Source organism: Streptomyces sp. VNUA24 (assembly GCF_029167005.1).
Classification (GTDB): Bacteria; Actinomycetota; Actinomycetes; order Streptomycetales; family Streptomycetaceae; genus Streptomyces; species Streptomyces scabiei.
In genome coordinates this window covers 4,843,372-4,860,434 of record NZ_CP119143.1, presented here as the reverse complement: position 1 = coordinate 4,860,434, position 17,063 = coordinate 4,843,372, and the positions used below count along the sequence as shown (strand labels likewise).

The 17,063-nt window shown below is 71.1% G+C and carries 18 protein-coding genes and 1 pseudogene; 13 read left to right on the top strand and 6 right to left on the bottom strand.

From position 1 onward, the window contains the following. Positions 1–73: 73 nt before the first annotated feature. Genes PYR72_RS20575 through PYR72_RS20565 form a run of 3 tightly spaced genes read left to right on the top strand, consistent with a single transcriptional unit; the run spans position 74 to position 3,048 of the window. A complete protein-coding gene (locus tag PYR72_RS20575; protein ID WP_275456672.1) occupies positions 74–1,531 on the top strand; it encodes a menaquinone biosynthesis decarboxylase in 1,458 nt (485 codons plus the stop codon). Next, positions 1,528–2,430 carry a menaquinone biosynthesis prenyltransferase MqnP gene (gene mqnP / locus PYR72_RS20570; protein ID WP_275456671.1) on the top strand — a complete coding sequence of 301 codons (903 nt, stop codon included), beginning with the start codon at positions 1,528–1,530 and terminating at the stop codon, positions 2,428–2,430. Before PYR72_RS20575 ends, mqnP begins: the two co-directional genes overlap by 4 nt. A 45-nt stretch (positions 2,431–2,475) precedes the next feature. Then, on the top strand, positions 2,476–3,048 hold the full coding sequence (locus tag PYR72_RS20565) for a Uma2 family endonuclease (RefSeq protein ID WP_013001543.1): 573 nt from the start codon (positions 2,476–2,478) through the stop codon (positions 3,046–3,048). Here PYR72_RS20565 and PYR72_RS20560 read toward each other — a convergent pair. Then, positions 3,038–3,649, bottom strand: a complete 612-nt coding sequence (locus tag PYR72_RS20560; protein ID WP_275456670.1) for a rhomboid family intramembrane serine protease — start codon at positions 3,647–3,649, stop codon at positions 3,038–3,040. The two genes, PYR72_RS20565 and PYR72_RS20560, sit on opposite strands and share 11 nt — an antisense overlap. A 108-nt stretch (positions 3,650–3,757) precedes the next feature. Between PYR72_RS20560 and PYR72_RS20555 the strand changes: the two genes are divergently transcribed. The 6 genes and pseudogenes from PYR72_RS20555 to PYR72_RS20530 all read left to right on the top strand — a co-directional run bounded on the left by PYR72_RS20555 (position 3,758) and on the right by PYR72_RS20530 (position 8,201). Then, a complete protein-coding gene (locus tag PYR72_RS20555; protein ID WP_078852432.1) occupies positions 3,758–4,456 on the top strand; it encodes a UbiX family flavin prenyltransferase in 699 nt (232 codons plus the stop codon). A gap of 138 nt (positions 4,457–4,594) precedes the next feature. Beyond that, complete coding sequence (locus PYR72_RS20550; protein ID WP_275456669.1) at positions 4,595–5,053, top strand: Lrp/AsnC family transcriptional regulator; 459 nt, start codon at positions 4,595–4,597, stop codon at positions 5,051–5,053. Positions 5,054–5,115: 62 nt separating this feature from the next. Next, complete coding sequence (mqnE, locus tag PYR72_RS20545) at positions 5,116–6,279, top strand: aminofutalosine synthase MqnE (RefSeq protein ID WP_275456668.1); 1,164 nt, start codon at positions 5,116–5,118, stop codon at positions 6,277–6,279. A gap of 191 nt (positions 6,280–6,470) precedes the next feature. After that, entirely contained in the window at positions 6,471–6,995 is a 525-nt protein-coding gene (locus PYR72_RS20540; protein WP_275456667.1) for a GNAT family N-acetyltransferase, read from the top strand. Between the two features lie 113 nt (positions 6,996–7,108). Continuing rightward, positions 7,109–7,399: pseudogene (locus PYR72_RS20535) on the top strand (DUF4229 domain-containing protein); the annotation flags it as partial. Positions 7,400–7,541: 142 nt separating this feature from the next. Continuing rightward, positions 7,542–8,201 carry a TetR/AcrR family transcriptional regulator gene (locus PYR72_RS20530; protein WP_275456665.1) on the top strand — a complete coding sequence of 220 codons (660 nt, stop codon included), beginning with the start codon at positions 7,542–7,544 and terminating at the stop codon, positions 8,199–8,201. Between the two features lie 167 nt (positions 8,202–8,368). Here PYR72_RS20530 and PYR72_RS20525 read toward each other — a convergent pair whose 3' ends face one another. Continuing rightward, positions 8,369–9,667, bottom strand: a complete 1,299-nt coding sequence (locus tag PYR72_RS20525; RefSeq protein WP_275456664.1) for a DUF6716 putative glycosyltransferase — start codon at positions 9,665–9,667, stop codon at positions 8,369–8,371. A 259-nt stretch (positions 9,668–9,926) separates the two neighbouring features. Further along, a complete protein-coding gene (locus tag PYR72_RS20520) occupies positions 9,927–10,874 on the bottom strand; it encodes a MaoC/PaaZ C-terminal domain-containing protein (protein ID WP_275456663.1) in 948 nt (315 codons plus the stop codon). Positions 10,875–11,167: 293 nt separating this feature from the next. Between PYR72_RS20520 and PYR72_RS20515 the strand changes: the two genes are divergently transcribed. Beyond that, complete coding sequence (locus PYR72_RS20515; RefSeq protein ID WP_275456662.1) at positions 11,168–13,126, top strand: long-chain fatty acid--CoA ligase; 1,959 nt, start codon at positions 11,168–11,170, stop codon at positions 13,124–13,126. A 32-nt stretch (positions 13,127–13,158) separates the two neighbouring features. On the opposite strand, the gene PYR72_RS20510 is transcribed toward PYR72_RS20515, so the two are convergent. Beyond that, on the bottom strand, positions 13,159–13,650 hold the full coding sequence (locus PYR72_RS20510) for a hypothetical protein (RefSeq protein ID WP_275456661.1): 492 nt from the start codon (positions 13,648–13,650) through the stop codon (positions 13,159–13,161). A 160-nt stretch (positions 13,651–13,810) separates the two neighbouring features. On the opposite strand from PYR72_RS20510, the gene PYR72_RS20505 reads away from it, so the two are divergent. Then, positions 13,811–14,302 (top strand): hypothetical protein, encoded by a 492-nt coding sequence (locus PYR72_RS20505; protein ID WP_275456660.1) that lies wholly within the window; start codon positions 13,811–13,813, stop codon positions 14,300–14,302. On the opposite strand, the gene PYR72_RS20500 is transcribed toward PYR72_RS20505, so the two are convergent. Next, on the bottom strand, positions 14,286–14,795 hold the full coding sequence (locus tag PYR72_RS20500; RefSeq protein ID WP_275456659.1) for a GNAT family N-acetyltransferase: 510 nt from the start codon (positions 14,793–14,795) through the stop codon (positions 14,286–14,288). The genes PYR72_RS20505 and PYR72_RS20500 overlap by 17 nt on opposite strands. A 208-nt stretch (positions 14,796–15,003) precedes the next feature. Between PYR72_RS20500 and PYR72_RS20495 the strand changes: the two genes are divergently transcribed. Further along, positions 15,004–15,519: a DUF4115 domain-containing protein gene (locus PYR72_RS20495; RefSeq protein ID WP_275456658.1), complete on the top strand. Its 516-nt coding sequence runs from the start codon at positions 15,004–15,006 to the stop codon at positions 15,517–15,519. A 113-nt stretch (positions 15,520–15,632) separates the two neighbouring features. On the opposite strand, the gene PYR72_RS20490 is transcribed toward PYR72_RS20495, so the two are convergent. After that, complete coding sequence (locus PYR72_RS20490; RefSeq protein WP_007490911.1) at positions 15,633–15,836, bottom strand: cold-shock protein; 204 nt, start codon at positions 15,834–15,836, stop codon at positions 15,633–15,635. Between the two features lie 378 nt (positions 15,837–16,214). On the opposite strand from PYR72_RS20490, the gene PYR72_RS20485 reads away from it, so the two are divergent. After that, entirely contained in the window at positions 16,215–17,060 is an 846-nt protein-coding gene (locus PYR72_RS20485) for a menaquinone biosynthesis protein (protein WP_275456657.1), read from the top strand. Positions 17,061–17,063: the final 3 nt, after the last annotated feature.

Sequence of the window (17,063 nt, the reverse complement as noted above, 5' to 3'; positions counted from 1 at the left end):
TGGTGGTGACATCGGGGCAGTGCTCGGGGCCCCGTGACGGGGTCAGGGTAGCCCCTCGGGGATACTTGACCGCATGGCTTACGACGATCTTCGCTCCCTGCTCCGCGCACTGGAGCGCGAGGGCGATCTCAAGCGCATCAAGGCCGAAGTCGACCCCTACCTGGAGGTCGGGGAGATCGTCGACCGGGTCAACAAGGCCGGCGGCCCCGCCCTGCTGTTCGAGAACGTGAAGGGCTCCTCGATGCCCCTCGCGATGAACGTCTTCGGCACCGACCGCCGCCTGCTGAAGGCCCTCGGCCTGAAGTCGTACGGCGAGATCAGCGAGAAGATCGGCGGTCTGCTCAAGCCCGAGCTGCCGCAGGGCTTCGTCGGGGTGCGCGAGGCGTTCGGAAAGCTCGGCGCGATGACGCACGTCCCGCCGAAGAAGGTGAAGGCGGACAGCGCCCCCGTGCAGGAGGTGGTCCTCCAGGGCGAGGACGTGGACCTGGACCTGCTCCCGGCCCTCTTCACCTGGCCCAAGGACGGCGGCTCCTTCTTCAACCTGGGCCTCACCCACACCAAGCACCCCGAGACCGGCGTCCGCAACCTCGGCCTCTACCGCCTCCAGCGCCACGACAAGCGCACCATCGGCATGCACTGGCAGATCCACAAGGACAGCCGCAACCACTACCAGGTGGCGGCGAAGAGGGGCGAGCGGCTGCCGGTCGCCATCGCCTTCGGCTGCCCGCCCGCGGTGACGTACGCCTCCACGGCCCCGCTCCCCGGGGATATCGACGAGTACCTGTTCGCCGGGTTCGTCTCGGGCAAGCGGATCGAGATGGTCGACTGCAAGACCGTGCCGCTGCAGGTGCCGGCGCAGGCTGAGGTCGTGATCGAGGGCTGGCTGGAGCCCGGCGAGATGCTTCCCGAGGGCCCGTTCGGCGACCACACCGGCTTCTACACCCCGCAGGAACCGTTCCCCGCACTGAAGATCGACTGTGTGACGATGCGGAAGCGGCCGCTGCTGCAGTCGATCGTGGTCGGCCGCCCGCCGACGGAGGACGGCCCGCTGGGCCGGGCCACGGAGAGGTTCTTCCTCCCGCTCCTGAAGATCATCGTCCCGGACATCGTGGACTACCACCTCCCCGAGGCGGGCGGCTTCCACAACTGCGCGATCATCTCGATCGACAAGAAGTACCCCAAGCACGCGCAGAAGGTCATGCACGCGATCTGGGGCGCCCACATGATGTCCCTGACCAAGCTGATCGTGGTCGTCGACTCCGACTGCGACGTCCACGACCTCCACGAGGTCGCCTGGCGGGCGCTGGGCAACACGGACTACTCCCGCGACCTCTCGATCGTCGAGGGCCCCGTGGACCATCTGGACCACGCCTCCTACCAGCAGTTCTGGGGCGGTAAGGCGGGCATCGACGCGACGAAGAAGTGGATCGAGGAGGGGTACACGCGGGACGGGGGCTGGCCCGACATGGTCGAGTCGGACCCGGCCACGGCGGCGCTCGTCGACCGCCGCTGGAAGGAGTACGGCCTGTGACCAGCGCCTCCGCCGCGATCCCGCAGCCGGGGCGCACCAAGGCGTTCCTGCGGCTGGTGATGATCGAGCACTCGATCTTCGCGCTGCCCTTCGCGTACATCGCCGCGCTCACCGCCATGTTCCGGCTGGACGGCAACGTCCACTGGGTGCGGCTGCTCCTGGTCACCGTCTGCATGGTGGGGCTGCGCACCTTCGCGATGGCGGTCAACCGGATCATCGACCGGGAGATCGACGCCCGTAACCCGCGTACGGCCCACCGTGAACTGGTGACCGGGGCGATGTCGGTCCGGCACGCGTGGACCGGCGCGCTGATCGCCGTCGTGATCTTCCTCGGCTCGGCGGCGCTGCTGAACCCGCTCTGCCTGGCCCTGGCGCCCGTCGCCGTGATCCCGATGGTGGTCTACCCCTACGGGAAGCGATTCACGAACTACCCCCAGGCCATCCTCGGTCTCGCCCAGGCCATGGGGCCCGTCGGTGGCTGGCTCGCCATCACGGGGGAGTGGTCGTGGGAGGCGGTCGTCCTCGGCCTGGCGGTCGGCATCTGGATCGGGGGCTTCGACCTGATCTACGCCTGCCAGGACATCGACTCCGACCGCGAGTCCGGCGTGCTGTCGGTGCCGGCCCCCTTCGGCGTCCCGGCGGCGGTCTGGTCGGCACGGGTCTGTCACGTGCTGACGACGGCCCTGTTCGCCTGGTACGCGGTGCTCACGGACGCGGGTGCGTTCCTGTGGCTGGGGCTGGCGATCGTGGCGGGCGCGTTCGTGTACGAGCACACGATCGTGCGTCCGCACGACCTGTCGCGCCTGAACCGGGCGTTCTTCTCGGTCAACGGGTTCATCGGGATCGCCCTGTTCGTGTGTGCGCTGCTGGATCTGTTGGTTCGCGGCCTGACCCTCTGATTACCGTCGGCCTACCATCGAGGGCAGGACCCCAGGGAGGCCAGCGTGACCGTCTCGGGCATTGACCGCCTGCACTCGCAGCTCAGCAGGCTGGAGGACATGTTCCCCGGCTATCTGACGGAGATTGTCGAGGGCAGCATCGTGATGAACCCGGTCAGGCCGTTCCACGGGAAGACGATCCTGAGGGTGTCAAGGGACCTGGAGGATCAGCTTCCGCCGACCTGGGCACTGGTCAGCGACGTGGCGTTCCCGTTCGACGACGCCAACGAGTTCTGCCCGGACATCGCGGTCATCCCGGCGGAGGCGGAGGCGGAGAACCGCAGCTCGTATCCCGCCGACCTGATCGAGTTCGTGGCCGAAGTGGTGTCGCCGGAAAGCATTCGCCGTGACTACGAGATCAAGCCCCGCCGGTATGCCGCCCTGGGCGTCACCCACTACGTGATCCTGGACCCGCTCCAGGGCCACGCCGTCACGATGTGGAACCCCGGCCCTGACGGCTACCGGGGCCGCGACACCATTCCCTACGGCCCTGACCTGACCCTCGACACCCCCCTGGGCAAACTCACCATCGCCACCGGCCGGCTCCCCGTGGACCCGAAGGCGCGCCCTACGCGGTGAGCGCCGTGCGGGGTCCACGCCGGCGGAACACGAACGCCGCCACCACCCCCGCCACCAGCCCGATCAGGTGCCCCTGCCAGCTGATGCCGGTCTCGTTCGGGGCGATGCCCGCGAAGATCGCGCCGCCCCAGACGGCCGCGACCAGGACACCCACCGCGACTCCCAGCAGCCGGCGCTCGACGAAGCCGGTGACGACGAGGAAGCCGAAGAGCCCGAAGACGACGCCGGAGGCACCGGCCGTGTTCGTGTTGTCGGGGGACACGAGCCAGACGCCCAGCCCGTCCGCGACGATGATCAGCGCGCAGACGGCGGCGAAGCGCCGCAGACCCCCGAGCGCCGAGAGGAACCCCAGCACCAGCAGCGGCACGCTGTTCGCCGCGACATGGCCGAAGCCGAAATGGATGAACGAGGCGGGCACGACATCGGCCAGCTCGGGCACCGAACGGGGGACGATCCCGAAGTCGTCCAGCGCGTGACCCGTCGCCACGTCGATCACTTCGAGCAGCCACAGCAGCGCCACCCAGCCCACCATCAGCTTGGCCGCGGCCTTCGCCCGGTCCCCGTGCGACCACTCCCGCTCGGGACTCAGTGCCCCGCGCATTCCACCCGCCATGTCCGGCCCCCGCCTCGACTCGACTCGTCCCTCCAGGAAAACGGTCATGCCCCCTTGACCGGTTCCCGGCCCGCGGCGCCGGATAGGCTCGGGGTCGTGAACCCAGTCAAGCCAGGGAAGACGCCGCGTACGCCTTGGATCGTAGGGGTGTCCGGCGCATCCGGCACCCCATACGCCGCGGCCGTGCTGCGCGCGCTCCTCGCCGCCGGCGAGAGCGTCGACCTCGTGGTGTCCCGGGCCTCACGGCTCACCCTGCTCGACGAGACGGGCATCTCCTTCCGGGACGCCCACTGGCGCGAGGACCTGCGGGAATGGCTGGCCCGCGGCGCCGACGGCAAGCCCGGCACGTTCGCCGTGCATCTCGACGACGAGCGCGTGCGGTACTGGAGCGCCGGGGACCTGGCCGCCGGACCGTCCTCGGGCTCGTACCCCGTCAAGGGGATGCTGGTCGTGCCCGCGTCGACCGCGTGCGTCGCGGGCGTGGCCCTGGGGCTCTCCAAGGACCTGCTGCAGCGGGCGGCGAGCGTGACGCTCAAGGAGGGCCGCCGCCTGGTGGTCGCCGTACGCGAGACCCCGCTCAACGGCCAGACCCTGCGGCACCTGGTGACCCTGGACGAGGCGGGCGCGACCGTACTGCCCGCGTCCCCGGCCTTCTACGCGGGAGCCACGCACATCCAGGACCTGGTGGACTTCGTCGCCGGACGGGTGCTGGACGCGGCGGGCGTCCCCCACACCCTGTACCGGCGCTGGGAGGGCGAGGTGGGCGGCGCGCGCCCCGCGCACACGACCACCTGAGCGCCCCGCACGCTCACCCCTCGCGACGCACGACCCGTACGACCCGCACGACCAGACGCATCACTCACCCACGACCGCACGCATCACTCACCACGCAACTCTTCAGACGCAACTCTTCAGCGGAAGGCAACCGATCGCATGGACGCGGTGGACAGGCAGCTCATCCAGGCCCTGAGGGAGAACGGCCGGGCCTCCTACGCGGAGCTGGGACGCCTCGTCGGTCTGTCGGGACCCAGTGTCACCGACCGCATCAACCGGCTGGAGGCGGCCGGGGTCATCACCGGCTATCGCGCCACCGTCAACGCGGCCTCCCTCGGCCTCGGCGTGACCGCGCTCATCGGCATCTCCCTCTCCGACGCCGCCGACCACGAGGACGTGGCGACGCGCCTGCGGGACCTGGCCGAGATCGAGGACTGCTGGTTCATCGCGGGCGACGACTCCTTCATGCTCAAGGTGCGCGCCCCCGACGTGGACGGCCTGGAGAAGACCATCCGCCGGCTCTCCGGCACGAAGGGCGTCTCCCGGACCCGTACGACGATCGTGCTCTCCACCAAGTGGGAGAACCGGGTCGGTGAGCTGCCGGAGGAGGAGCAGTAGGGCGGTGCACGTAGGGTTGAGCGGCAAGTCGGTCCAACGGTCGGTCGGTGAAAGGTGTGGGCATGGACGTCGGGCTCAAGCGTGAGCTGGAGGAGAAGGTCCGCTCCGGCGAGCGGCTGACCCGCGAGGACGGCATCGCGCTGTACGAGTCGGACGACCTGGCCTGGCTGGGCGGTCTGGCGCACGAGGTGCGGACGCGGAAGAACGGTGACGTCGTCCACTTCAACGTCAACCGCCACCTGAACATGACCAACGTGTGCACGGCGTCGTGCGCGTACTGCTCCTTCCAGCGCAAGCCGGGGGAGAAGGACGCGTACACGATGCGCATCGAGGAGGCGGTGAAGCTCGCCAAGGCGATGGAGGGCGAGAACCTCACCGAGCTGCACATCGTCAACGGGCTGCACCCGAACCTGCCGTGGCGCTACTACCCGCGCTCCCTCAAGGAGCTGAAGGCCGCCCTCCCGAACGTCTCGCTGAAGGCCTTCACGGCCACCGAGATCCACCACTTCGAGACGATCAGCGGCCTCACCGCCTCGGAGATCCTCGACGAGCTGATCGACGCGGGCCTGGAGTCGCTGACGGGCGGCGGCGCGGAGATCTTCGACTGGGAGGTCCGGCAGCACATCGTCGACCACCGCACCCACTGGGAGGACTGGTCGCGGATCCACCGCCTGGCGCACGAGAAGGGGCTCAAGACCCCCTGCACCATGCTCTACGGTCACATCGAGGAGCCGCGCCACCGGGTGGACCACGTGCTGCGCCTGCGTGAACTGCAGGACGAGACCGGCGGCTTCCAGGTCTTCATCCCCCTGCGGTACCAGCACGACTTCGTCGACATGCAGGACGGCAAGGTCCGCAACCGCCTCCAGGCCCGCACCCAGATGGCGACGGGTGCCGAGGCCCTGAAGACCTTCGCGGTCTCCCGCCTTCTCTTCGACAACGTCCCGCACGTCAAGGTCTTCTGGGTCATGCACGGCGTCCAGACGGCCCAGCTGGCGCTGCAGCACGGCGCCGACGACATGGACGGCTCGGTCGTCGAGTACAAGATCACCCACGACGCGGACAACTACGGCACGCCGAACAAGCTGACCCGCGAGGACCTGCTGGACCTCATCCGCGACGCGGGCTTCCGCCCGGTGGAACGCAACACGCGGTACGAGATCATCCGCGAGTACGAGGGCCCGGACCCGGCCCGCAGGGAGTCCCCGCAGCCGATGCGGGTCTGAGAGGCCGCAGGCGCCCCTGAAAAGCACGGGGCGCAGCCCCTGCTTTTCAGGGGCGCGGGGAACTGCGCGAGAAGCCCCACCGGGCGGACGTGTGGGGGCGAGGGGCGCAGCCCCTCAAGGATGGGACGGGTAGGGGCGGCGGGGGCGAATCCCTCTTGAGGCGAGCCGCACGTAATGACTACGGTCACCCCATGCCCCTTACGTTCCACCTGGACCCGCCCCTCACCCCCACCCTCCACGAGAACATCCTCACCCTCTGGTCGGACGTCTCCAACGCCGGCGGAGCCGTGGGCTTCGTCCCCCCGGTCACCCCGCAGGACATCCGCCCGGAACTCCTCAAGCACCTCACCGCGATGGCGGACGGCAGACACCGCCTCCTCCTCGGCCTCGACGCACACGGCACCCCCGCCGCCACCGCGTTCTTCGCCTTCAACACCCACCGCCTGATGACCCACTGGGTCTGGCTCTACACGGTGATGGTCCACCCCGCCCACCAGGGCAAGGGCTACGGCCGCGCCCTCATGGCGGCGGCCGAGTCCGCGGCCCGCGGCTTCGACGGCATAGACGCCATCCGCCTCACCTGCCGGGGCGGCCACGGCCTGGAGCACTTCTACGCCTCCTGCGGCTACAAGGAGGTCGGCCGGGTCCCCGGCGCCATCCGTGTCGCCCCCGGGGACCACCGCGACGACATCACGATGCTCCTGCCCCTGACCTGAGCCCCGGCAACCCCCGTGCAAGATCGCACGCCGACCGTGCTTCACTGGAAGGCGCCCTTCGGCAGACGCGCCCCTCGGCAACGTCCGGAACGGAAACGGAAGAGTGGATTGAGATGCTCCGCTACACACTGATGCGCCTCGGTATCTTCGCGGGCTGCTTCGTGGTCGTCTGGGGCCTCGTCTACCTCGGCGTCGCGCCGCGCGGCCTCGGCTCCTCCAACGGCATGTGGATGATCATCCTCGCCCTGCTCGTCTCCGCGCCGATCAGCTTCGTCGCCCTGCGCAAGGAGCGCGACCGGGCCTCCGAGCGGATCGCCCCGCGCCTCGACCGCTCCATCGACCGCGTCAAGTCCAACCTCGCGGCCAACCGCAGCCAGGAGGACGAGGCCGACGACGACGCGCGGACGCCGGTGGCGGCCGAGACCGCCGGGCCCGCCAAGACGGCCGAGCCCGCCAAGACCGCCGAGCCCGCCAAGACGGCCGAGCCGGCGTCGGGCCAGGCTTCGTAGAGTCCCTCCCCGCCGCCCGGACCGTACGCTTGCCCGCATGGGTGCTGTGAAGAGCAAACGGATGCCCCGCGCGGTACGCGAACAGCAGATGCTGGACGCGGCGGTGCGGACCTTCGGGCAGCGCGGCTACCGGGCCGCGTCGATGGACGAGATCGCCGAACTGGCGGGCGTGTCCAAGCCGTTGGTGTATCTGTACCTGAACTCCAAGGAAGACCTCTTCACCGCCTGCATCCGCCGCGAGGTCACCGCGCTCACCACCGCCGTACGCGCCGGCGTCGATCCCGAGCTGCCCGCCGACCGTCAACTCTGGGAAGGGCTGCGCGCGTTCTTCACGCACACCGCCCGCAACCCGGACGCCTGGGCCGTGCTGCATCTGCAGGCGCGTACGCACGGCGAGCCGTTCGCCGCCGAAGTGGCGGCGATGCGGGAGGAGATGGTGGCGTTCGTGACCGGGCTGATCCTGGTCGCGGCCCGCGAGGCCCGGCGCGATCCCTCGCTGCCCGAGCGGGAGGTGGCGGGCCTCGCCGAGGGCCTCGTGGGCGCCGCCGAGGCCCTGGCGGCCTGGGCCAACGCGACCCCCGGCATCACCGCCCGGCAGGCCGCCGCGACCCTGATGAACTTCGCGTGGGCGGGCCTGGGCGACCTGATGGAGGGCCGCCCCTGGGCTCCGCCGCCCGAGGGGGAGCCCGGGGAGTAGCGACCATCGTCACCCGCGGCCCGGTGGGGGCTGGTCGCGCAGTTCCCCGCGCCCCTGAAGACACAGGCCCTGCGGGCCTGAAAAGCACAGGGCGCAGCCCCTGCTTTTCAGGGGCGCGGGGAACTGCGCGAGAAGCCCCCACCGGGCCGCGGCCGAACAGCGACCTCCTACGCCGCCCCCCACTTCCGCAGCGTGGGTGCCACCCGCTGCCGCCCCACCCGGTACAGCGACTTCGCCCCGCTGCGGGCCACCCGCCGGACCACGGCCTTGACCCGCCCCGCGTCACCCGCGGCGAACGTCCCCGGCAGCGGCCGCCCCTGCTCGTCCAAGCCGTGCCGCACGAGGAGGTCGCCCAGGTAGAGCCCCGCGCGCTGGGGCGTGTAGTAGGGCCGCAGCGGCGGCAGAACGGCACCGGCGCGCAGCGCGGCGACACGGGCGCGCGCGGCGGCGTACGGCTCGGACTTGCCGATGCCCTGCGCCCCCGACCAGGCCGGGTCGGGCTGCGGCAGCGCCCCCGCGTCGATGTCGTCCCAGGAGGCCAGGCAGCCGGAGTGCAGGAAGTAGTGGTTGCCGTGCGCCTCCCGGACACCGAAGTCGGTGAGGATCGCGGTGGGGATGCCCCGGTGCATCGACTCCAGCGCGGCCGTCGAGCTGACCGTCACCAGCAGATCCGTACGGTCCAGAACCTCGCCCATGTTGCCGTAGACGAGCCGCAGGTTGGGCGGCACGGTGTCGGCCAGCTCCTCGACGAGGAGCTGGTACGGGTCGGCCTCGACGTGGGTGGTCGCCTCCCCCGGCATGCTGCGCAGCTTGATCAGCACCTCCCGGTCGGGGTGCAGACGGGCGTGCGCGGCGGCCCGTTCGAGGAGCGCCAGCCGCGCGGCCTTGCCCTTCGGCACGGACGGCTGCACCGCGAAGGTCAGCGTGAACGGCCGCTCGCCGGCGGCCGACGGCAGGTACGGGTCGCCCCCGAGGAACGGCAGCGCGCACTCCACGACCGTGTCCGGGTCGACGCCCACGCTCGTGAACGCCTTCCGGAAGCGGGCCGCGTCGTAGGCCGAGTTGGCGAGGACGAGGTCGCTGCCGGCGCGGGTCAGCAGGCCGTCGACCATCTTCTCGTAGACGACACCGACGTACCCGGTGACCGTGAGGGGCCGTCGCTCCCGCCCGTCCCACGCGAGCCCCAGGCTGTGCGTGAGCGTGAGGACCGTGCCGCCCAGCAGCGCCATCACGACGATGTCGGCGGCGGCCAGCTCCTCGTCGCCGACCAGCTCGGCGGCGGACACCTCCCGCCGGGTGTCCGGCACGATCCCGATCTCGGCGAGCTGCCGCTCGGTCGGGGTCGACCGGCCGCTCAGGAAGTACGCGTCGAGCGCGTGCCCGGGCGCGAGCTGCCGAGCCACGGCCGCACCCCACTTCCAGCGGGTGTCGGAGTCGGCGAGAACGGCGATGCGTCTGGGAGGCATGGCTCAGGGCCCTTCCTGGCGTGAATCGTCCGGCGCGCGCCCCGGTTCGGCATGTTCGCGCGGTGCGGAGAGATTAAGAAGAAATCCTGAGCGTCGGATGAGCGATTTCCCGCCGTGGAGGGGCCCGGCCGGTGCGGAAGCCGTGCGTCCGCCGCGCCGGGCGCCGCAACTGCCCCGGTTTGTCGGGCAGTTGACGAAAGAGAGCACCGATCCGCGTCGCCTCGGCGTCAAGAAGAGTTCGAGCGATGTTCACGTGTGCTCAGACAACGAGCGGGTACACATGACCGCTCACATGGACCCGCGGCCGGACCCCCGGTCGGCCCGGCGCCGTGGCGTCGCCGCCGCGCAGCTCGAAGCCGCCCCAGGTCTCTCCGTCGGCCGCGTACGTCACCGTGCCCGGCAGGGACACCGGGGCCCGGAACTCCGCGCGGACCAGGGTCGCCGGGGGCGTGCCGTGCTCGGCGAGGCAGCGGGCCACGGTCCACATGCCGTGCGCGATGGCCCGGGGGAACCCGAACAGGCGGGCGCCGAGCGGATGCAGATGGATCGGGTTGCGGTCCCCGGACACCGCCCCGTACCGCCGCCCGACGTCCCCGCCCCACCGCCACTCGACCACCCCGGGCAGCACCGGCTCCCCCTCCGACCCACGCTCCCGCCCGGGCGCCGCCCCGTCCCCCCGTCCGTGCCGGGCGAGATACGTGCTCCGGGACTCCCAGGCGACTCCCACCCCCACCCCGAAGCCGCCCTCCTCCTCGTTGCCGTCGCGCACCTCGGTCACCACCGTCGCCTCGGTGCCCCGGCGGTGGGGTGTCAGCCCGTCGACGTACACGGTGATCTCGTACTCCCCGTGGGCGGGCAGCCGTCGGCGTCGGGTGATCTCGATCGACGTGTGCACGAGTCCGAGCAGGGGCAGCGGGAAGGCGCGGCCGGACATGATGCGCATGGCCAGCGGAAAGCCGAGGACGTGCGGGTACGTCAGCGGGACGGCGTCCTCCCCGGTGGGGAACCCGCAGACGCGCTCGTACGCGGCGAGACGCGCGAGGTCGATCCGGACGCCGGGCAGGAGGAGCCGCGGGAACCCGTCGGCGGTCCCGGCCGGGGAGTCCGCGCCCGCGAGCGCGCGGCTCTTGCGCGGTGAGCGGAGGGCGCCCCTGGCCAGCGCGGGGCCGAGGGCCGGTGGGGCGGCGAGGACGTGCGTCGGCTGCATCGGACGGTCTCCCCTTCCTCGCGCCGGGCTCCGCTCCCCGCGCCGGACCCGCTTCTTACTCATCAGTCAGGTTACCCGAGGTAAGAGCTGGGCAGACCTCTCCGGGCCCGGTGGACATGAACGACCCTCAGGTAACTTGGCACCCCCTTGACCTGCACAGGTACCGCGCGTCGGCGGTCCGTGACACTGCACATCCCCGGCCCCGTTCCACCTCCGGACCATCGCTACACTCACACGCACCTCACACACCAACCCCGTACGATCCGGGCACAACGAACGCCCAGGAGCCGCCCGTGTCCAGCCTCGAACACACCGAACCCGCGCCGGTGGAGCCCGAGTTGAAGCGGCTGGACGGGACCGTGCGGGAGGCGTACGTACCCGCGCTCGCCGAATCGGCGGCCTACGGCTCCCTCGCGGACATCCCGTTCGACAACGCGACCCACGCGCCCGACTCGGTCGTCCTCAGCCGCAAGCGCGGCGGCGGGCCGGCGGACGGGAACGCCGACGGGGACCCGGACCGGGAGCGGGGTGCCGACGCGGGCGACGGCGAGTGGCGGGACGTGACGGCGGCCGAGTTCGCCGCCGAGGTGCTGGCGCTCGCGAAGGGCCTGATCGCCGAGGGGCTGATGCCGGGCGACCGTATCGCGATCATGGCGCGGACGACGTACGAGTGGACGCTGCTGGACTTCGCGGCCTGGGCGGCGGGCCTGGTGACGGTCCCCGTCTACCCGACCTCCTCCGTCTTCCAGACCCGCTGGATCCTCCAGGACTCGGGCGCGGTCGCGCTGGCCGTGGAGACGACGGGCCAGGCCGCCGCCCTCGGCCCCGAACTGGACCGCATCCCCGACCTGCGCCACATGTGGGTCTTCGACAAGGGCCACCTCGGCCGGCTGGCCGAGCGGGGCCGGGACGTGTCCGACCAGGAAGTCGCCGTACGGCGCGGGGTGCTGGGCCCCGACACCCTCGCGACCCTCATCTACACCTCGGGCACCACCGGCCGCCCCAAGGGCTGCGCCCTCACCCACGGCAACTTCTGCGCCGAGGTCGACAACGCGATCGACCTCCTCTACCCGATCTTCCGCGCGAAGACGGACGAGGAGGCGTCCACCCTCCTCTTCCTCCCCCTCGCCCATGTGTTCGGCCGCATGGTGGCGATCGGCTGTATGCGGGCGAGGGTGCGCCTCGGCCACTCGCCGAGCTTCCGCACCGAGGACCTGCTCGCCGACCTCAAGTCCTTCCGCCCGACCTTCCTCCTGGTCATCCCCTACGTCCTGGAGAAGGTCTTCAACACGGCCCGCGCCTCCGCCGAACGCATGGGCCGCGCCTCCTCGTACGACAGGGCCGCCGCCGTGGCCCGCCGTTACGGCGAGGCCCTGGAGGCCGAGCAGCACGGCACCGGCCCCGGCCCCTCCGCCTTCCTCAGAACGGCCCGCACCTTCTACGACCCCCTGGTCTACCGGCGCATCCGCAAGGCGCTGGGCGGCAGGGTCCGTTACGTCATCTGCGGAGGCAGCCCCCTCGGCCGCCGCCTGGCCGCCTTCTACGCCGGCGCGGGCATCGACGTCTTCGAGGGCTACGGCATGACGGAGACGACGGCGGCCGTGACGGTCACCCCGCCCAATCTGCCCCGCCTGGGCACGGTCGGCCGCCCCCTCCCCGGCACGCGCGTCCGGATAGCCGCCGACGGCGAGATCCTCCTGCACGGCGGCCAGATCTTCCGCGGCTACTGGGACCCCCAGGCCGGCGGAGTCGTCCCCGCCGGCCCCGACGGCTGGTTCGCCACCGGCGACATCGGGCGGCTCGACGACGAGGGGTACCTCACGATCACCGGCCGCAAGAAGGAGATCCTCGTCACGGACAGCGGCAAGAACGTGGCCCCGGCCCCGCTGGAGAACTGGCTCCGCTCCCACCCCCTGATCGCCCAGGCCATGGTGATCGGCGACCGCCGCCCCTACGTCACCGCCCTGCTGACGCTCGACCCCGAGGGCATCACCCACTGGGCCCTGATGAACGCCAAGCAGGACCTCCCCCTCGACCACCTCGCCACGGACCCGGACCTGCGAGCCGTCCTGCAGCGCGCGGTGGACGAGGCCAACCGCCTCGTCTCACGCCCCGAGTCCATCCGCAGGTTCACGATCGTCCCCGGCGGCTTCACGGAGGAGGAGGGCCACCTCACCCCGTCGATGAAACTGCGCCGGGAGGTCGTGGAGCGCTCCTTCGCGGACGAGATCGAGGGGCTGTACGAGAAGTAGTCCGCGCCGGGGGCGACGCCCGCGGGACGGACCTACATCCCGGCGGCCGGGTCACCCTCCCCCAGCCCGACCCACCAGTGCCCGTCGTCCTTCACCAGCAGCAGCTCCTGCTTCTGGCCGGTCCTGTCGTAGGTGAGCCGGACGGGATTGAAGTAGTCCACGACCCCCTCCTCCACCAGGACGTCGACGTGCCCGCGCGCCCCCTCGCCGAACTCCCGGACCTGCTCGTAGGCGGCGCCCCGGGGCTCCTCGTACGCGGGCCCGGCCAGCTCCGTCAGCCCTTCCACATCACCGGCCTTGAGCCGCTGCACATAGGCCCGCACGACGGTGTCGACCTCCTCGGCCGTCTCCGCCACATCGGGGTACTCGGACTTGGCGGCCCGCACGGTCACATCAACCGTCGGCGCCCCGGCGAGCGAGTACGGCGCCCGGAACCAGTTCGCCCACACGACCGTCCCGACCCCGAGCACGACGACCAGCCCACCCCAGCCCAGCAGCACGCCCCGCCTCTTCAGTGACCCCACGACCCACCCCGTTCCGTTCCGTTCCGATCCGTTCCGACCAGTCGGCCGATGCCGACCCTCCCTAAGAGTCGTGCCGGCCGGGGGAGGTTGTACGGCCCTGACGCATGCCCAGGCCAACGGCCTGTCGTACGCGCGGACACAGCCGATACCGTGCGGTCGCATGGACCGAAGACGCATGACACGGATGTTCTCCTCTCCGTGGGGCCGGCTCTACACGGCAGCCACGCTCCTGGCCACCGCGCTCTGGATCTGGTCAGCCGTCCGGACCTTCGGAGAGCCGGGCTACCGGGACCCCTTCGCGGACCACCTGTCCTCCGCCGGCTGGGTCGTCTGCCTCTCCGGCTTCGTGTTCCTCGGCCTGCACGAGCGCCGGCTGCGGAGGCGGCGGGGCGAGGCCGAAGCCCTGGACGCACGGCGGGTGCTGGACGGCATCCGTTCCCTGCCCACCTCGGCCAACGGCAAGGTCGCCCTGGCGTTCGCCGCGCTCGGCGTGGCCGGGTGGATCTACGTGGGGGTAGGGGTGCGGCTGCTCGGCTGGGACATGCCACTGTTCCCGCCCGGCGACGACGGAGAGCTGGTCGTCCTGGCCGGGACGGTCGCCTGCGCCACCGCCGCGATCTTCGTGGCCACGCACTTCAAGGAGCGCCGCTGACCCGGCCGACCGACGTCGCGGACAGCTCGGCGACCACCTCGTCGTCCGCGTCCCCCTCACCGGAGGGCACCGGAACGAACCCCAGCGAGGTGTACAGGCGCTCGGCGGCGGTGTTCTCCGGGTGGTACGACAGGCGCAGGACCGTGCAGTCCGGACGGTCCGCCAGCCAGTGCAGCAGGGTCCGCGCCACCGCCCGCCCGACCCCCCTGCCCTGCTCGGCACCGTCGATCAGCATCCCGCCGACCCAGTACGAGCCGTCCTCGTCCCGCCCCCACATGACGTGCCCCACCACGGTGTCGTCGGCGCGGACCGCGAGCGAGTTCCACACGCCCTCGCGGAGGGACAGCAGGAGGTATCGAGCGGCCAGCGCCGGAACGTATCGCCGCTGGCCGTCCAGGGGAGCGACGTCCGCGACGGCCCGCCAGTTCTCGTCGTCGACCTCGTGCAGGGCGATCCGCCGCCCCATCCCGTCCACCAAGCCTTGATCGATCATGCGGGAAGGCTACGGTCGGACCGGCCGGTGAGGAAGGCGGTTCGCGAGGGAGGCGGTTCGCGAGGGAGGCGGTTCGCGAGGGAGGCGGTTCGCGAGGGAGGCGGCCGGGGGACGGGGGCCCGTTGATTCCCCGGCCCGGTTCGGGAACGTCCCCTCGTCCCGTGCCGTCCTAACGTGCGCGGTGTCACACCGGGGGAGGCTGACAGCAGTGGAGTCGGGGACTGATCTGCCGGGGCGTGGCGGCGCCCCCACGGGCGAACGCGGACCCGGTACGGAGGGCGGGGGCACGGGCCGTCCCCCGCGTCCGCGCGGGCCGGTCGCGGCCGTCATCGCCCTGCTCATCGTGGGCGTGCTCGTCGCCGCCGGGGTGTACATCGCGAACCGGGACGGGACGACCGGTGCGTCCCCGGGCCACGGGCCCGCCTCCTCGGCGGCCGACGGGTCCTCGGGCGGCGCCGACGCGAGAGACGGGGCGAACGAGGTCACGGTCCGTGTCACCGCCGAGGACGGCGGGAGCTGGGTCTCGGCGAAGGACGCGGCCGGCGAGCTGCTCTACGAGGGACTGCTCCGGCGGGGGGAGGCCAGGACCTTCTCCGCCGAGGAGTCGATCGATCTGGTCCTCGGTGAGGCGAGCGCCCTCCGCCTCGTGGTGAACGGGAAGAAGATCGACGGGGACTTCTCCGCCGGCAAGGTCACCCGACTGACCTATACGAAGGACGACTGACTCTCCGCGCCCCCGAAAGCCCCGGCACCGGGAAAAGGCAGGAGCCCCTGCGCCGAAAGGCAAGGGGCTCCTTGGGTACTGCGATCAGACGTCGTCAGAGGGGCATCCCTCGATCAGACGGGCGTGACGTTCTCCGCCTGCGGGCCCTTCGGGCCCTGCGTCACGTCGAAGGAGACCTGCTGGTTCTCCTCCAGCGAACGGAAGCCGTTCGCGTTGATGGCGGAGTAGTGGACGAAGACGTCCGGGCCGCCACCTTCCTGGGCGATGAAGCCAAAGCCCTTTTCGGCGTTGAACCACTTCACGGTTCCGGTAGCCATAAGCCCTCCTTGGGCCCAAAGGGTTGCCCTGCTCCAGAACCCTGCAAGTGTGAAAACAAGATGCCGCACAACTGCATACGTCTGAAAAGACGAGAGCCCGCGGTTACATGCTCCGCAGGCTCTGTACTGCAAGGGAAACCAAACTGCAACTTGCGGCGAGCCTAGCACGCGGGCAGGGGAATGCAATAGAGGGCAAGATCACGTCACCCGGATGTTTGATCGGTGCGACTCGGGGGTTGACGCATCGCCTCTTCCGTACCACCGGCCCCACCGGCGACACGCCGCCGAAAGCATTGACACGTGAAGGGCGTCCGGTGTCGGGAGCGCCTCCGGGCCCCCGGAGCCCGCACCGTACCCCATGAGGGCTAGCCTCGCGATGTGGACAATTCTCGCAACCGGCCGCGCGTCGGCCACATCCAGTTCCTGAACTGCCTGCCTCTGTACTGGGGGCTCGCGAGAACGGGCACGCTCCTCGACTTCGAGCTGACCAAGGACACCCCCGAGAAGCTCAGCGAGCAGCTGGTGCGTGGCGACCTCGACATCGGGCCCATCACGCTCGTGGAGTTCCTGCGCAACGCGGACGACCTGGTCGCCTTCCCCGACATCGCCGTCGGCTGCGACGGGCCGGTGATGTCCTGCGTCATCGTCTCCCAGGTACCCCTGGACCGCCTGGACGGCGCACGCGTCGCACTGGGCTCCACCTCGCGCACCTCCGTACGCCTGGCGCAGCTGCTGCTGGCCGAGAGCGTCGGCGTGCGGCCGTCGTACTACACCTGCCCGCCCGACCTCCCGCTGATGATGCAGGAGGCGGAGGCGGCGGTGCTGATCGGGGACGCGGCGCTGCGGGCCAATCTCCTCGACGCGCCGAACTTCGGCCTGGAGGTGCACGACCTGGGTGCCATGTGGAAGGCGTGGACGGGGCTGCCGTTCGTCTTCGCGGTGTGGGCGGCGCGGCGGGACTACCTGGAGCGGGAGCCCGAGGTCACCCGCAAGGTGCACGAGGCGTTCCTCGCCTCCCGCGACCTGTCCCTGACCGAGGTGGCGAAGGTCGCCGAGCAGGCCGCCCGCTGGGAGTCCTTCGACGAGCGGGTCCTGGAGCGGTACTTCACCACCCTGGACTTCCGCTTCGGCGAGCCCCAGCTGAGCGCGGTCGCCGAGTTCGCGCGGCGGGTCGGTCCCACCACGGGATTTCCGGCGGACGTGAAGGTCGACCTGCTTTCCTGAACA

Coding starts and splice junctions, on each gene's coding strand:
- PYR72_RS20575 (WP_275456672.1), top strand. CDS start 74: ATGGCTTACGACGATCTTCGCTCCCTGCTCCGCGCACTGGAGCGCGAG.
- PYR72_RS20560 (WP_275456670.1), bottom strand. CDS start 3,649: ATGCGCGGGGCACTGAGTCCCGAGCGGGAGTGGTCGCACGGGGACCGG.
- PYR72_RS20550 (WP_275456669.1), top strand. CDS start 4,595: ATGGACGCGGTGGACAGGCAGCTCATCCAGGCCCTGAGGGAGAACGGC.
- mqnE (WP_275456668.1), top strand. CDS start 5,116: ATGGACGTCGGGCTCAAGCGTGAGCTGGAGGAGAAGGTCCGCTCCGGC.
- PYR72_RS20540 (WP_275456667.1), top strand. CDS start 6,471: ATGCCCCTTACGTTCCACCTGGACCCGCCCCTCACCCCCACCCTCCAC.
- PYR72_RS20530 (WP_275456665.1), top strand. CDS start 7,542: ATGGGTGCTGTGAAGAGCAAACGGATGCCCCGCGCGGTACGCGAACAG.
- PYR72_RS20525 (WP_275456664.1), bottom strand. CDS start 9,667: ATGCCTCCCAGACGCATCGCCGTTCTCGCCGACTCCGACACCCGCTGG.
- PYR72_RS20520 (WP_275456663.1), bottom strand. CDS start 10,874: ATGCAGCCGACGCACGTCCTCGCCGCCCCACCGGCCCTCGGCCCCGCG.
- PYR72_RS20505 (WP_275456660.1), top strand. CDS start 13,811: ATGGACCGAAGACGCATGACACGGATGTTCTCCTCTCCGTGGGGCCGG.
- PYR72_RS20500 (WP_275456659.1), bottom strand. CDS start 14,795: ATGATCGATCAAGGCTTGGTGGACGGGATGGGGCGGCGGATCGCCCTG.
- PYR72_RS20490 (WP_007490911.1), bottom strand. CDS start 15,836: ATGGCTACCGGAACCGTGAAGTGGTTCAACGCCGAAAAGGGCTTTGGC.